The sequence below is a fragment of the Nocardia sp. NPDC047038 genome (assembly GCF_040644075.1).
GTDB classification, from domain to species: Bacteria; Actinomycetota; Actinomycetes; order Mycobacteriales; family Mycobacteriaceae; genus Nocardia; species Nocardia sichangensis.
Genome location: NZ_JBEYVQ010000003.1, coordinates 661,119 through 675,635 on the forward strand (window position 1 = coordinate 661,119; position 14,517 = coordinate 675,635).

Sequence of the window (14,517 nt, forward strand, 5' to 3'; positions counted from 1 at the left end):
CCCTCGTTATCGTGCTGTGACCATGTCCCCCTTCATGCGGATCAACCAGTCGCGTTCGCCGCTGCTGTACATCGCGGTCGGCGCACTGCTGCTGACGCTGATCGTCGGCGCCGGTCTCGCGATCGTGAATCGCAAGACGGTGACCGTCGTCGTGGACGGCGAGAAGCTCTTCCAGACCACGATGTCGCGTGACGTGCGCGGCGTGTTGAAGGCCGCGGGCTTCGCGGTGACCGACCGGGACAAGGTGGCGCCCGCACTGGCCGCGCACATCGCCGACGGCGCGACCATCACGCTCAACCGCGCGAAAGAGGTCGACCTGTCGGTCGACGGTATGACGCAGAAGGTCTGGACCACCGGGGTGACCGCGGGGGAGGCGCTCGAACAGCTGAAGATCCCGAAAGAGGTGTACGTCTCGCCCGCCCGCGACGAGCGGCTCCCGCTGCAGGGCGGGACGCTGACCATCGCGACTCCGCGCGTGGTCTCGCTGGTCGACGGCATCGGCAATCCGGTGGACGTGCGCGCCGCCGCGCCCACCGTCGGCAAATTCCTCGAGGTCACCGGCATCCCGCTGCTCGAGCAGGACTCCGTCGAACCGGCCGCGGCCACGCCCCTGACGAACGGCTTGCACGTCACCGTGACGCGCAAGCGGGTCGAACAGCAGACCGAGACGATGCCGCTGGACCCGCCGGAGAACGTCATCGAAGACCCGGAGATGAACATGAGCCGCACGGTGGTGGAGTCGCCCGGCGCTCCCGGCGTGCAGAACGTCACCTTCGCGGTCACCATGGTCAACGGCCAGGAAGTGGACCGTAAACCGGTCGCTTCGACCGTCACCGTGGCGGCGAAGCCGAAGACCGTCCGCAAGGGCGCCAAGCCTGGCACCGAGGTGCCCCCGGTGCGCGACGGCGCGATCTGGGACGCGCTGGCCCGCTGCGAGTCGACCGGCAACTGGTCGATCAACACCGGCAACGGCTACTTCGGCGGTGTGCAGTTCGACCAAGGCACTTGGGAGCGGCAGGGCGGGCTGCGGTACGCCCCCCGCGCGGACCTGGCCACCAGGGAAGAACAGATCGCCATCGCGGAGATCACCCGGCAGCGGCAGGGTTGGGGCGCCTGGCCCGCTTGCACCGGTCGCCTCGGCATCAGCTGACGCGGGGGAGACGTCGCGGCAGGCCGGGTATGCCGGTTGATAGATTCTCGAGGTGTCCGAACCTGATATTTCCGCCCGCGGGAGTGCGGCGCTGCTCGGGCCCGCCGAAGTGCGGGTGCTCGCCGAGCGGTTCGGGGTCCGGCCGACCAAGCAGCTCGGGCAGAACTTCGTGCACGACGCGAACACGGTGCGGCGGATCGTCGCGGCCGCCGGGGTGGGGCGCGGGGACGTGGTGCTCGAGGTCGGGCCCGGTCTCGGTTCGCTGACCCTCGCGCTGCTGGACGTGGTGGACTCGGTGGTCGCCGTCGAAATCGATCCCGTGCTGGCGCGCCATCTTCCGGTGACCGTCGCGGACCGGGCTCCGCAACTCGCGGAGCGACTGTCGGTGGTGGAGGCGGACGCGCTGCGCGTCACCGCGGCGGACCTGCCCGCCGCGCCGACCGCGCTGGTAGCCAATCTCCCGTACAACGTGGCCGTCCCGGTGCTGTTGCATCTGCTCGCCGAACTGCCCGGCATCGCGGTCGCTCTGGTGATGGTGCAGGCCGAGGTGGCCGATCGCTTGGCCGCCGAGCCCGGCGGCCGCATCTATGGCGTGCCCAGCGTGAAAGCGGGCTTCTTCGGGACCGTCCGGCGTGCGGGGGCGGTGGGCACGCAAGTGTTCTGGCCGGTGCCGCGGGTCGAGTCGGGCCTGGTCCGGATCGACCGCTTCGCCGAGCCGCCGTGGCCGATGGACGACGAGCACCGCCGCCGCGTCTTCGAAGTCGTCGACGCCGCATTCGCGCAGCGGCGCAAAACGCTGCGCGCCGCCCTCGCCGCCTGGGCCGGTTCGCCTGCCGAAGCCGAGCGCCGTCTGCTCGCCGCGGGCATCGCTCCCACGGCTCGCGGCGAAACCCTCGACACCGCCGCCTTCGTCCGGCTGGCGGCCCAGGCGTAGCGCGTCGCACAGAACAGTGGCTCCGCTACCGGCGTCGGCCGGTGCGCGGAACCACTGGTGGCGACCGGTCAGACGGCGACTTCGTAGCCCGCTTCGTCCACGGCGGCGACGATGTCGGCGTCGGCGATCTGCGCGGTGCTGTCGACGCGGACGGCGCCGCTGGCGAGATCCACATCGACGCCGGTCACGCCGTCGATCTTGCCGATCTCGGTCTTGACGGAGCTGACGCAGTGCCCGCAGGTCATCCCGGTGACGGTGTAAGTGGTGGTGGTGGGCATGTCCGACTCCTTCACATCCATATCATTCATACGGGCGGGGGGTACCCCGACACTCGAAAGATACCCCCTCAGGGTATAGTCCGCAAGAGGCGGCCGGGCCTCACACGCCTTCGGCCAGTTCCATCCAGCGCTCTTCGGCCGTTTCCTTCTCCGCGAGCACCTGCTTGAGCTCCGCGCCCAGGTTGACCAGCTTGTCCGGGTCGGTGGCGGCGTCGGCCAGCGCGACGTGCAAGCGCTGCTCGCGCTCGGACAGCTTGTCGATGGCGCGTTCCAACCGGGTCAGCTCCTTGCGGGCCGCGCGGTAGGCCGCGGAATCGGTGGCCGGGGCGTCGGCGGGCTTGGCATCCGGTGCGGCGGTGCGGGTCTGGTTCGCCGCGAGGGCCGCGCGCTTGGTCAGGTACTCCTCGATGCCGCCCGGAAGGTTGGTGAGCTTTCCGTCGCCGAACAACGCCCAGGTCGAGTCGCAGATCCGTTCGATGAGGTACCGGTCGTGGCTGATCACGACCAGCGTGCCGGCCCAGTTGTCGAGCAGGTCCTCCAGCTGTTGCAGGGTGTCGATGTCCAGGTCGTTGGTCGGCTCGTCGAGCAGCAGCACGTTCGGTTCGGACATGAGGATGCGGGTCAGCTGCAGGCGTCGCCGCTCGCCGCCGGACAGGTCGCCGACCGGCGTGCGCTGGCGGGCGGGGGTGAAACCGAGTCGCTCGGCCAGCTGTCCCGCCGAGATCTCCTTGTCGCCCAGCATGATTCGCTGCGCCACCTGCTGCACCGCCTCCAGCACGCGTAGGTCGGTGGGCAGGTCGTCGAGTTCCTGGCGCAGCCAGCCGATCTGGACGGTCTGGCCTTGGATGCGCTTGCCCGCGGCCAAGGTCGCGTCGGCGTCGCCCGCAAGGGCGCGCAGCAGCGTCGTCTTGCCCGAGCCGTTGACGCCGACCAGGCCGACGCGCTCGCCCGGCGCCAGCCGCCAGGTCAGGTCGCGCACCAATTCCCGGTCGTCCGGCGTGGTGAGCGTGACGTCCTCCAGCTCGACGACCACGCGGCCGAGGCGTTTGCGCGCGAAGGCGGCCAGCGAGACGCTGTCGCGCGGCGGCGGCACGTCGGCGATCAGGGCTTCGGCGGCCTCGACCCGGTAGCGCGGCTTGGACGTGCGCGCCTGCGGGCCGCGCCGCAGCCACGCCAGTTCCTTGCGGGCCAGATTGCGCCGCCGGGCCTCGGAGGCATCGGCCTGGCGGGCGCGCTCGGCGCGGGCGAAGATCCAGTCGCCGTAACCGCCCTCGTAGCTTTCGACCTTGCCGCCGACCACTTCCCAGGTGTTGGTGGCGACGGTGTCGAGGAACCAGCGATCGTGGGTCACCACGACCAGCGCGCTGCGGCGGCCGAGCAGGTGCGCGGCCAGCCACTGCACACCCTCGACATCCAGGTGGTTGGTCGGCTCGTCGAGCACGAGCAGGTCGAGTTCGCGCACCAGCGCGGCGGCGAGCGCGACCCGGCGGCGCTCGCCGCCGGAGAGGTTGTCCACCAGGGTGTCCATGCCGAGGCCGGCGATGCCGATGCCGTCCATCACCGAGCGGATGCGCGGGTCGGCGGCCCATTCGTGTTCGGCGACCTCGTCGGTCATGGCGTCGTCGGCCAGCCCTGCCAGCACCACCGATCCGACCGTCGCGCCCGCGGGCAGCACACCGCGCTGCGTCACCACAGCCATGCGCAGGCCGCCGAGTCTGCTGACCCGGCCGCTGTCGGGTTCCTCGATGCCGGTGAGCACCTCGAGCAGGGTGGTCTTGCCGCCGCCGTTGAGGCCGACGACTCCGATCCGTTCGCCCGCGTGCACGCCGAGCGAGACGTTGTCCAGCAGCGGCTTGATCCCGAAGCTCTTGTGGACCTGTTCGAGATTGATCAGGTTGGACATGGATCCTTCCGTGTCTTGCGGGGGCGGTCCGATGAGACCTACCTGTCGCGGCCCTGGGGCCCCGGGCCAGCGTACCGATGGGGGCGGACCGCCTGTCGTCCCGGCGAACGGCGGCGAGCTTGCGGTACGAACAATGTTCGTTTAGATTGATCGCGAACGAACGCTGTTCGTTCTCATGCAACCGAATCGGCGCTCCCCAGAAGTACAGCCGCAGAGTGGGACGCCCGCCTCCTATCCGAAGGCGTCGGCGGGCGGCACTATTCCCATTCCGCATGCTCTCTGGAGGATTCTCATGCACGTCGGCCTCGGCCTGCCCATCTCCGATCCCGCCGCGTTGCTCGACTGGGCTCGGCGCGCCGACGCGGGCCCGTTCCGCACGCTCGGCCTGCTCGACCGGCTGGTCTACGACAATCCCGAACCGCTGATCGCGCTGGCCGCGATCGCCGGCGCGACCAGCCGCGTCCGAGTGCAAACCGAAGTACTGCTCGCGCCGTTGCGCGACCCGGTGCTGCTCGCCAAACAGGCCGCCACGCTGGACCGGATGTCCGGCGGGCGGCTGGTGCTCGGCCTCGGCGTCGGCGGCCGCGCCGACGACCACCTCGCCTCGGGCACCGACCTGCGCACCCGGGGCCGCCGCCTCGACGAGCAAGTCGCGCTCATGCGCCGCCTGTGGGCCGGTGAGCCCTACGGCGAGGAGTGCGGGCCGATCGGCCCCGCGCCACTGCGCCCGGAAGGGCCCGAGATCCTGTTCGGCGGTTTCCAGCCCGCCGCACTCGAGCGCGTCGGCCGTTGGGGCGGTGGCTTTCTCGCCGCCGCACCGCCGTCGTGGGCGGGCGGGCTGTTCGACACCGTGCGCCGTTCCTGGACCGACCACGGCCGACCGGGCGCGCCGCGGATCGTCGCCCAGGTCAACGTCGCGCTCGGTCCGGACGACGTCATCGAAGACGCACGCGCGTCGATGGGCGCCTACTACGCGTTCACCGGCCGCGCCGAAGGCATGCTCGAAGGCATGCTCACCACGCCCGCGCGGATCCGCACCGCCATGGCGCAATTCGGCGATCTCGGCGCGGACGAGGTGATGTTCTATTGCTACGGTCACGACGCCGATCAGGTCGATCGGCTCGCCGACCTGCTGGCCTGAGCGAGGCCGCGCATCGGTCACACGGATGCGGCGATGCCGAGCGTTCCCGCTTGATCGGCTCGCCGACCCGCGTACCGCAACGGTCGCGCGCAGGGCCGTGATGCCGAGCGTTCCCGCGCGTATCGGCAGGCCACGTAGGGTTTCGTGCTCGCCGCAGTGTCGGCATCGCCACCGCGCAGTGGACACCCCGCCGGAGCTACGGACGGTTCGGCAGGGACCGTGCCTGAAGTGCCCGCGCGGCGGCTTGCGGCGTCGGCCGCAAGCCGCCGCGCCCGTTCGCGGCCAATGGCGGTCAGTGCTTACCGGGTGCGTCGCCGCTGAGGACGCGCGCGCCCGGCACGGGTCCGCTGGCGGTCCGCACGCTGCGGCAGACGCCCGCGCCCGCGAGTTCGGCGGCCACCGAGATCGCCGACTCCTCGCTCTCGCAGAGGAACGCGCAGGTGGGCCCGGAACCGGAGACCAATCCGGCCAGCGCACCCGCGGTGATGCCCGCGCGCAACGTGCGGCGCAGTTCCGGCTTCAGCGAGACCGCCGCCGCCTGGAGATCGTTGCCGAGCAGGGGTGCGAGCTGCCGCGCATCGCCGGAGGCCAACGCCTGCATCAGTTGCTGCGGCTCGCCGAGCCGGGGCGGTTCGCCGTGCTCGCGCAACCGGTCGAGTTCGGCGAACACCGCGGGAGTGGACAAGCCGCCTTTGGCGAACGCGAGCACCCAGTGAAACGTGTTGCGGGACAGCACCGGCAACAGGCGCTCGCCGCGGCCGGTGCCCAGCGCGGTGCCGCCGTGCAGGGCGAACGGCACGTCGCTGCCGAGTTCGGCCGCCACCGCGGTGAGTTCCTCCCTGGACAGTCCCAGGTCCCACAGTTCGTTCAGCCCGACCAGCGCGGCGGCGGCGTCGGCGCTGCCGCCCGCCATGCCCCCTGCCACCGGAATGCCTTTGGTGATGGCGATTTCCACCAGGGGAGCGCGGCCGCCGAGGTGCGCCAGCCGGACGGCGGCTTTCCATACCAGATTCGTCCGGTCGGTCGGCACCTCCGCGGCGCCCTCGCCCGTGACCCGGACGGCCAGCGAAGCCGACGGCGCGATCTCCAGATCGTCGCTCAGGGACAGTGCTTGGAACACCGTGGTCAGGTCGTGGTAGCCATCGGCCCGCAGGTCGCCCACTCCGAGATGGAGGTTCACCTTCGACGGCGCCCGCACGGTGACGGGACTCGGCACAACTGACAGCACGGTGCTAAAGCCTAATAGCTGCAGCCGGACGGAGTCCGTCCTCAGCCTGCGCATGGCCGCAGCGAAGGCGGAGGTACGCCTGATAGGAGCAGTCGGACGAAGTTCGTCCTCAGCCTGCGCATGGCCGCAGCGAAGGCGAAGGTACGCCTAATAGGTGCAGTGGGACGGAGTCCGTCCTCAGCCTGCGCATGGCCGCAGCGAAGGCGGAGGTACGCCTGATAGGAGCGGCCGGGCGATGCGGGTCCGTAGCTCGCGCGCGAGAAAGGCGCTTACAGCAGCGCGCCGCCGGTGGCATCGATCCACTGCCCGGTCACCCACCGGGCGTCGTCGGAGGCGAGGAACCCGACGACGTCGGCGACGTCGTCGGCCTGCGCCACGCGGTGGAGCGGGGACATCGTCGCCACCGACGCCTGGGCTTCGGCGTTGCGCAGCCAGTTCGCGTTCATGTCGGTGTCGATGATCCCCGGCCCGACCGCGTTCACGGTGATGCCGCGCGCGCCGACCTCCTTCGCGAGCACGCTGGTGAAACTATCGAGCGCGGCCTTGGTCATGGTGTAGGCGATCAGTTGCGGCATGTACGCGCCGTGGGTCAGTCCGGTGGAGATGTTGACGATCCGCCCGCCTGTGCGCAACCGGTCCAAGCCGAGGCGGGTGATGAAGAAGGGGGCCTTGGCGTTGATCGCGAAGACCCGGTCGAACGCCGCCTCGTCGGTTCCGGCGATCGGCTCCCTGATCCCGTCGGTGCCCGCGTTGTTCACCAGGATGTCCAGCCCGTCGGCGTGCGCGTCGAAGGCCGCCCACAGCGTCTCGGCGTCGCCTGGCACGCCCAGTTCGGCGCGGATCGCGAATGCCGCGCCGCCCGAAGCCTCGATCGCGGCCACGGTCGCCTTCGCCGCCTGTTCGTCGCGGTTGTAGTGGACCGCGACGCGTGCGCCGTCACGCGCCAGTCGTTCGGCGATCGCTCGCCCGATGCCCCGGCTGCTCCCGGTGACCAGTGCCGTCTTGCCCGTCAGTGCGCCCATGGCGCGCCCCTTTCTCTAGCGACCGCTACAGAAAGTAAGGTAGCACATTCTCTAGTGATCGCTATAAAATTGCGCCATGAGCACGACGACCCGAGGGCGGCCGCGATCCTTCGATCGGGACGCGGCGCTGGACAAGGCCATGCGGCTGTTCTGGGCCCGGGGGTACGAGGCCACCTCGATCGGGGACCTGACCGCGGCCATGGGCATCGGCGCACCCAGCCTGTACGCGGCGTTCGGGGACAAGAAGACGTTGTTCGGCGAGGTCGTCGCGAAATTCGGCGACCGCTACGGCGGATTCGTCGCGCGGGCGCTGGCCGAGGAGGACACCGCGGAGGCGGCGGTACGGCGGATTCTGCGCGAGGCGGCGACGGAATACACCCGGCCGGAATGCCCGCACGGCTGTCTGGTGATCAGCGCGGGCGTCAACACCACCAGCGCCGAGATCGCCGATCTCCTGCGCGATATGCGCAATCGGAACATCGACACGTTCGCCGCGCGCATCCAGGCCGACATCGACGCGGGCGTCCTGCCGAGCCACCTCGACGCGCGCACGCTGGCCCGCTACGTCGGCACGGTGATGCAGGGTATGTCCCAGGCGGCGCGCGACGGAGCAGGCCGGGGCGAATTGGAGCGGGTGGCCGAGATGGCGCTGCGCGGCTGGGGGCCCTAGTGGCCCGAGGCGCGTCCGTCCTGCACGACCACCGGCAGGCAGGTGCGCACGAAGTCCGCGCCGAAGTCGGTGAGCACCACGCTGCGGTAGATCACCTTGGTGCCGAAGCCGGAGCGCTTCAGCATCTCCCGCACCGGTGACTGCGCCTCCAGCAGCTGGTACCGGTTGGGATTGCCGACCGGCTCGCGCGCGTGCTCGATCAAACCGAGCCTGCGCAGGTTGGTCAGGTACTGCTGGATCCGGTTCGGAAAGCGCAGGCCCGCGTGCTCGCCGATCAGCGTCAGCATCGAGCCCAGGCGTTCGGAGCCGAGCGCGCGCGGGCGGCCGGTGCGGATGTCGATCGAGGGCTGTGGCCCGTCCAGATGCAGGAAGCGCAGGATGCGCGCTTCGTCCGGGGTCAGCTCGGCGAGCATGCCCGCGAAGGCCGGATGGTTGTCGTCCTCGCCGTGCGGGCTGGCCGACAATCGCAACAGCGCGGCTCCCTGCTCGCGCAGCGTCGGCACCGTTTCCTGCGTGGACGGTTCCGTGGCGGCGGGCATCCCGAGCGCCTTGCGCATCGCGTCACGGACCTCGGACTCGGCCTCGGCCAGCACTTCTCGCGGCGGCGCTCCCTCGATGCTGCGCCGTACGACGGTCGAGGTGACGCCGACCGCGGTGCCGACGCTCCAGGACGTCACCCCGGTGACCGCGGTCCACGCGACCCGCGCGACGCCTGTCGCCGCACGCACGGTGGCGAGGGGAACCGTTACCCGTCTGGGTAATTCGTCGGTGTGCGCGATGTCCGAAGCCGGCCGCCGGGCGATCTCCCGCGATGGCTCGGCATTCGCCGCCGTCGCGTCGAGGTGCTCGACGGCCTGGATATCGCCGTCGTCCGGACCCGCTACAGCCATGATGTCGCCACTCCCGTTCCGAAGATCAGGATATGAGCGTATCCGGCGAACAGCCCCAACACGCCGCCATGGACGAAAAGGAGCCATTCATCCTGCTTGATGGCCGCGCGCAGCATGTCGACGAAGTCCGGCGGCGACAACATCGCCATCTGCCTCGCGATGTATTCGTTGATCTGCCTGCCCTGGCGGACGTTGAATTCCGGGTCGGCGAACGCGATCGGCGCGATGGCCATGGCTTCGCTGGTGAACGTCGATTGCAGCGAGTCGTATTCGCGGCTGCCGAGCACGAACTTGACCGCGGGACGCGCGGGACCGAGCGCGCGGTCGGCGGCCGGGCGCAGCGTGTCCTCCAGCATCTGCATGGTGCGGTCCGATCGGGGGCCGTTGAGCAACTCGTCGCCGATATTCGCCACCGTGATCACCTGGCTGGAAACCAATTCCGCGTATCCGTCGGTGATTTCGGACTTGCGTTTGATCAGCAGGCCCTGCCGCCACGGGACCCACCACTTCGGATACGCGGGCGCGAAGATCATATTGATGCCGATCCAGTTGACCACCCAGCCGATGATCACGCCGCCGATCGGCAGCACGACCAGGCTGGACCAGCCGGTCAGATGCAGGATGGCGACCAGCAGCACACCCATCGGCGCGCCGAAGTAGAAACCGAAGTTCTGCATGAAACGCAGTTCCTTCGCGCCGAGCACCTGGAACAGCGTGTTGAGCAGATGCGGCCGGGCCTGGAAGTAGCGGATCACCATCTGCTTCACATCGAGCAGTTGATCGATATTCGCGCCCAATTCCTCGGTCAGCTCGCGCAGGATCTCCGGCAGTTGCTGGCGCACCCTGGCGTGCACCATGTCGCGCACCTGGGCGGGCAGGTTGTACCAGAGCTGCGGATGCTCGCGGCGCAGGATGTCCTCGACGATGTCCTTGATCTGCGCGTCGGCGATGCTCGCTAGGTGCTCGGCCAGCTTGTCCGGCTCGAGTTCCCGATAGAAGTCCGCGACGCTGCCGAGTTTGGCCAGGCCCTTGTCGACCGCGATGCTGGCCATCTTGTCCGCGCGCGACGGGACGATGCCCTGCCAGCCGAACCGGCCGTCGTAGCTCAGTAGCGGGAGAACTTGAATTCGCTTGGGAAGGAACGGATACAGCGCGCGCAGACCGGGAACTCGGATGCCGTGGAAGGCGACCGGCTTGAACAGCATGAGCACGCCGGTCCAGTTGGTGATGTAGCCGATCACGCCGGTGAAAAGCGGTATGGTCACGAGCTCGAGGAGGATCGTCGGGTGGATTCCGAAAACGCTCTCTAACACGACACCCTCCTGCCGATACACCGGTGATCGCCGCCTCACCGGCAACCAAAACTAGCACCCCCTCGGCGAAGAAACCTTATTGCGCGCCGCGTGCCGGTCGCACTGTCCGAGTCAGGCGGTGCGAATGCCCCGCGACACAAGGGGAAGTAATCTGTGGGACGGATTCGTTTCCCCCCGGCGATATCGGAGAAAACGTGGCAGACGACAGGACCGGACAGGACGTGGTAAGGCCAGGTCCCCGCGCCGTCGAGCGCAGTTCGGATGTCGAACAGCGGCAGATCAGCAATGAGGCACGGCTGATCCGCGGTGTGTTCCGCGCGGCCGGAGTGGCCGCGGGCACCGTCGTGCGCGGAAGCCAATGGGCGGTCGGCACGACCTACGAGGTCACCAGGGAGATCACCCAGGCCGCGCTGGACGGGGAGTCCTCGGCCGAGATCGCCGAGCGGACCGGAAACGCGTTGCGCTCCATCGCTCGCAGCGCGCTCGGCGTCACCGAGGGGTCGGTCCGGGAGATCGTCAGCTATGTCCCGACCTCCAACGGTCCCACCTCGCAGCAAGCGCTGGCCGTCGGGCCGTACCTGCGCTCGGCGAGCACGGAGGAGTTGCGCCGCCGCGGCGACGCGCTGCTGGCCAGGTCCGCCGACGTCTACTTCACCGAGGACGTGCACCCGGCCTACGACCGCATCCTCGACGAGATCGCTCCCGACGAGGCGCGCATCCTGCGCTTCATGGCGCTCAACGGCCCGCAGCCGTCGGTCGACGTGCGCACCAACCGTCCGCTGGGGATCGGCTCGGAACTGGTGCAGGGCGACCTCACCTCGGTGCCCGAGCAGGCCGGGGTGCGCTACCCGGACCGGTCGCGGTCCTACCTGATCAACCTCAATCGCCTCGGGCTGACGCTGACCTCGGACGATCCGGTGGTCCTGAGCCGCTACATGGTGCTGGAGGTGCAGCCCGTGGTGGAGGCGGCGCTGAAGAAGGCGGGCCGGGCGCCGAAGATCGTCCGCAAGAGTCTCCGGCTGACCGAGTTCGGTGAGGACTTCTGCCGCACCTGCTTCACGATCGGAAGCTGACACCCCGAAGTTGATCTTCGTCGGAATGTTCTCTCTCGTCGCGATAGCAATCTGATACAACTCTCCCAATCCGGCACTCGGGATGGGATTGTTGAGGGTATGGATCAGCGAACCGGCGGGCAGGGGCGCGGCGACCCAGGTTTGGGTATCGCTGGGCAAACGCGTAACGACCGGGGCAAGGGTCCCGGTAATCAGCAGCGCGACGACCCGGGTTTTCCCCCGGGCCGGCAGGAGCGCGGCGGGGTGGACATAGATTCGAGCGGACCAGAGCCCGAGGAGCGAGATATCGGCACGGCCGGTCCCGCGCCGAGCCGTGGTCAGCGGGCGGCGAGCACCGGCGAACGAGATCCCGGCGACCTGCGCGCCGACGAGCGGCTGCCCTTCGACGCGGGGCCGATCGACTTCGGGCGGGTGCGCGACGACCCGCGCCTGACTCGCGGCGAGGAGCGGGAGCCGGACGACGTGTCGGCGATCTCGCGGTTGAAATACCGGTACCTACGGACTCTCGACACCAAGTCGTGGGATGATTTCGCCGACACCATGATCCCCGAGGCGACCGCGACCTACAGCGAATATCTCCAGTTCGAATCGCGCGAGGCTTTCATCGCGTTCATGCGCAACACGCTCGGGCCGCACGTGATCACCGAACACCGCTGTGACCACCCCGAGATCGATGTCGAAGGCGACACCGCCACCGGCACCTGGTACCTCGCCGACACGGTGCTCATTCCGGGCCACAACATGCTGCTGCGCGGCGCGGCCTTCTACACCGACCGCTACGTGCGCTGCGACGACGGGCGGTGGCGGATCTCGCACACCGGCTACGAACGCACCTACGAAGTGGTGCTCTCCCTCAGCGACCTGCCCAGCCTGCGCCTGACCTCCAGCCGCTGGGGCCTGATCGCCAAGGAGGACGGCATCTCATCGATCGAACGCGACCCCGGCGCCGCGCCGCTGCGGCCGGAGTCCGAGGCCGGCTGACTCAGTCGGCCGTAGCGACCAGGGGCTCCAGGGTGAGCGCCGGGTGCTCCTTCTCGATGTATTGCAGCCGCCACTTGTCGCTGAACAACGCGAGCAGCGCACCGTCTGAGCGGGTGAACACCTCCACCCCGCGCTGCCGCCCGAGTTCGTCCGCCGACGCGGCGTCGGTGCGCCGGGCCAGCGTGTAGGCGAGGTGTTCCATCGTGGTCTCGACGTTGAACTCCGCGAGCATGCGCGCGGTCACCACTTCGAACTGCATCGGGCCGACCGCGGCCAGCACGGGAGACGCGTCGCCGCGGATGTCGTTGCGCAGCACCTGCACGACGCCCTCGGAATCGAGCTGGTCCACGGCCTTGCGGAACTGCTTGTATTTGCCCGCGCTGCGCGCCCGCAGCACCGCGAAGTGTTCCGGTGCGAACGAGGGGATCGGCGGGAACTCCACCTTCTTGTCCACGAACAGCGTGTGCCCCGGTGCCAGCGCCGTCGCGTTGACCAGGCCGACGACGTCACCCGGGTACGCGGTGTCGACGGTGGCGCGCTCACGGCCGAACACGGTCAGCGCGTACTTGGTGGCGAACGGCCGACCGGTCTGCGCGTGGGTGACCACCATGCCGCGTTCGAATTCGCCGGACACGATCCGCATGAACGCTAGGCGATCGCGGTGGGCGGCGTCCATGCCCGCCTGCACCTTGAACACCACCGCGCTGAACGGGTCGCCGGTCTCGCGCGGCTTGCCGTCGACGTCACGACGCGAACCGGGCGCAGGCGCGAGCGCGACCAAGGTCTCCAGCAGTTGCCGCACGCCGAAGTTCAACATCGCCGAGGCGTAGATGACCGGCGAGGTCTGCCCGGCGAGGAACAGTTCCTGGTCGTGGTCCTGGCCGGTGGCCGAGAGCAGTTCGCTCTCCTCCGCGGCGGTGCTCCACGGCTCGCCTTCGCGCGCCTCCGCGGCCTCCGGGGTGATCGACTCCTCGGGCGCGATGGTCGCGCCGCCCGCCGTGCGCGTGAAGTGGATGTATTCGAGCGGGACGCCGTCCGGGCCGCGGCGCAGCAGGCCGCGGAAGTCCCCCGCGATGCCGACCGGAAGGAACAGCGGGGTGGGGGTGAGTCCGATCCGCTCGTTGATCTCGTCGAGCAGTTCCAGCGGCGCCCGCCCCGGCCGGTCCCACTTGTTGATCACGGTGATCACCGGGATGCCACGGTGGCGGCAGACCTGGAACAGTTTCAGCGTCTGCGGCTCCAAGCCCTTGGCCGCGTCGATCAGCATCACCGCGGCGTCGACGGCGGTGAGCACCCGGTAGGTGTCCTCGGAGAAATCGGAGTGGCCGGGGGTGTCGACCAGGTTGATGACGCTGTCCACATCGGAGCCCTTGGCCCGGTAGTTGAACTGCAGCGCGGTCGAGCTGACCGAGATGCCGCGCGCCTTCTCCATCTCCATCCAGTCCGAGACGGTCGACTTGCGCCCGGCCTTGCCGTGGATCGCGCCCGCCTCGGAGATCATCCTGGCGTGCAGGGCCAGCGCCTCGGTGAGCGTGGACTTGCCCGCGTCGGGATGGGAGATCACCGCGAACGTGCGCCGGCGGGCTACCTCGGCGGATAACCCACGGGGTGCGGGCGCGACAACACCCTCAGGGGAGGCGCTCAACGCAAGACAACCTTTCGCAGACGACCGATCGGCAACCCCGCCAGCGTACGCGACTCGCTCGAGCGCGGGCCGAACCGCCGGTGACCACCCGATTCAAAGAGCGCCTCTGCGCTGGGGTATGGTGTTCGGGTTGTCTCGGCGAGGGTGACCGCAGACCAGTTTTGCGACACCGTGATCGACGCGGCGCGGCTTCCGGCCGTCCCTGTTCGGTCTTCGCCCCGACGAATAGACCATCCGTCAGGTGTGCAGCACCCCTGACGTGTAACTGACAGCCCGGAAGAGCCGTAGG

The 14,517-nt window shown here is 69.3% G+C and carries 12 protein-coding genes and 1 pseudogene; 6 read left to right on the top strand and 7 right to left on the bottom strand.

The window, feature by feature from the left end:
• Positions 1-22 precede the first annotated feature (22 nt).
• Positions 23-1,150, top strand: a complete 1,128-nt coding sequence (locus tag ABZ824_RS16280) for a transglycosylase family protein (RefSeq protein WP_355074547.1) — start codon at positions 23-25, stop codon at positions 1,148-1,150.
• A gap of 52 nt (positions 1,151-1,202) precedes the next feature.
• Entirely contained in the window at positions 1,203-2,084 is an 882-nt protein-coding gene (gene rsmA, locus ABZ824_RS16285) for a 16S rRNA (adenine(1518)-N(6)/adenine(1519)-N(6))-dimethyltransferase RsmA (protein WP_356963860.1), read from the top strand.
• 68 nt (positions 2,085-2,152) lie between these two features.
• On the opposite strand, the gene ABZ824_RS16290 is transcribed toward rsmA, so the two are convergent.
• Positions 2,153-2,362 (bottom strand): cation transporter, encoded by a 210-nt coding sequence (locus tag ABZ824_RS16290; RefSeq protein ID WP_355074544.1) that lies wholly within the window; start codon positions 2,360-2,362, stop codon positions 2,153-2,155.
• 100 nt (positions 2,363-2,462) lie between these two features.
• Positions 2,463-4,265 carry an ABC-F family ATP-binding cassette domain-containing protein gene (locus ABZ824_RS16295; protein WP_356963861.1) on the bottom strand — a complete coding sequence of 601 codons (1,803 nt, stop codon included), beginning with the start codon at positions 4,263-4,265 and terminating at the stop codon, positions 2,463-2,465.
• Positions 4,266-4,557: 292 nt separating this feature from the next.
• Here ABZ824_RS16295 and ABZ824_RS16300 point away from each other — a divergent pair, with 292 nt between their 5' ends.
• On the top strand, positions 4,558-5,406 hold the full coding sequence (locus ABZ824_RS16300) for an LLM class flavin-dependent oxidoreductase (protein ID WP_356963862.1): 849 nt from the start codon (positions 4,558-4,560) through the stop codon (positions 5,404-5,406).
• Positions 5,407-5,698: 292 nt separating this feature from the next.
• On the opposite strand, the gene ABZ824_RS16305 is transcribed toward ABZ824_RS16300, so the two are convergent.
• A complete protein-coding gene (locus tag ABZ824_RS16305; protein WP_355074538.1) occupies positions 5,699-6,634 on the bottom strand; it encodes a 4-(cytidine 5'-diphospho)-2-C-methyl-D-erythritol kinase in 936 nt (311 codons plus the stop codon).
• A gap of 269 nt (positions 6,635-6,903) precedes the next feature.
• On the bottom strand, positions 6,904-7,656 hold the full coding sequence (locus ABZ824_RS16310) for an SDR family oxidoreductase (protein WP_356963863.1): 753 nt from the start codon (positions 7,654-7,656) through the stop codon (positions 6,904-6,906).
• Positions 7,657-7,732: 76 nt separating this feature from the next.
• On the opposite strand from ABZ824_RS16310, the gene ABZ824_RS16315 reads away from it, so the two are divergent.
• Complete coding sequence (locus ABZ824_RS16315) at positions 7,733-8,326, top strand: TetR/AcrR family transcriptional regulator (protein ID WP_356963864.1); 594 nt, start codon at positions 7,733-7,735, stop codon at positions 8,324-8,326.
• Here the strand turns inward: ABZ824_RS16315 and ABZ824_RS16320 are convergent.
• Both ABZ824_RS16320 and ABZ824_RS16325 read right to left on the bottom strand, forming a co-directional pair.
• Complete coding sequence (locus ABZ824_RS16320) at positions 8,323-9,216, bottom strand: Abi-alpha family protein (RefSeq protein ID WP_356963865.1); 894 nt, start codon at positions 9,214-9,216, stop codon at positions 8,323-8,325. The two genes, ABZ824_RS16315 and ABZ824_RS16320, sit on opposite strands and share 4 nt — an antisense overlap.
• Positions 9,207-10,587: pseudogene (locus ABZ824_RS16325) on the bottom strand (hypothetical protein). The gene ABZ824_RS16320 and the pseudogene ABZ824_RS16325 overlap by 10 nt, the downstream one beginning before the upstream one ends.
• A 136-nt stretch (positions 10,588-10,723) precedes the next feature.
• On the opposite strand from ABZ824_RS16325, the gene ABZ824_RS16330 reads away from it, so the two are divergent.
• Both ABZ824_RS16330 and ABZ824_RS16335 read left to right on the top strand, forming a co-directional pair.
• Positions 10,724-11,602 carry an Abi-alpha family protein gene (locus ABZ824_RS16330; RefSeq protein ID WP_356963866.1) on the top strand — a complete coding sequence of 293 codons (879 nt, stop codon included), beginning with the start codon at positions 10,724-10,726 and terminating at the stop codon, positions 11,600-11,602.
• 429 nt (positions 11,603-12,031) lie between these two features.
• The gene (locus ABZ824_RS16335; RefSeq protein ID WP_355075029.1) at positions 12,032-12,583 is read left to right on the top strand and encodes a nuclear transport factor 2 family protein; all 552 of its coding nucleotides are present in this window, start codon (positions 12,032-12,034) and stop codon (positions 12,581-12,583) included.
• Between the two features lies 1 nt (position 12,584).
• Here the strand turns inward: ABZ824_RS16335 and ABZ824_RS16340 are convergent, their stop codons facing one another.
• The gene (locus ABZ824_RS16340; RefSeq protein WP_355074529.1) at positions 12,585-14,228 is read right to left on the bottom strand and encodes a peptide chain release factor 3; all 1,644 of its coding nucleotides are present in this window, start codon (positions 14,226-14,228) and stop codon (positions 12,585-12,587) included.
• Between the last annotated feature and the right edge of the window lie 289 nt (positions 14,229-14,517).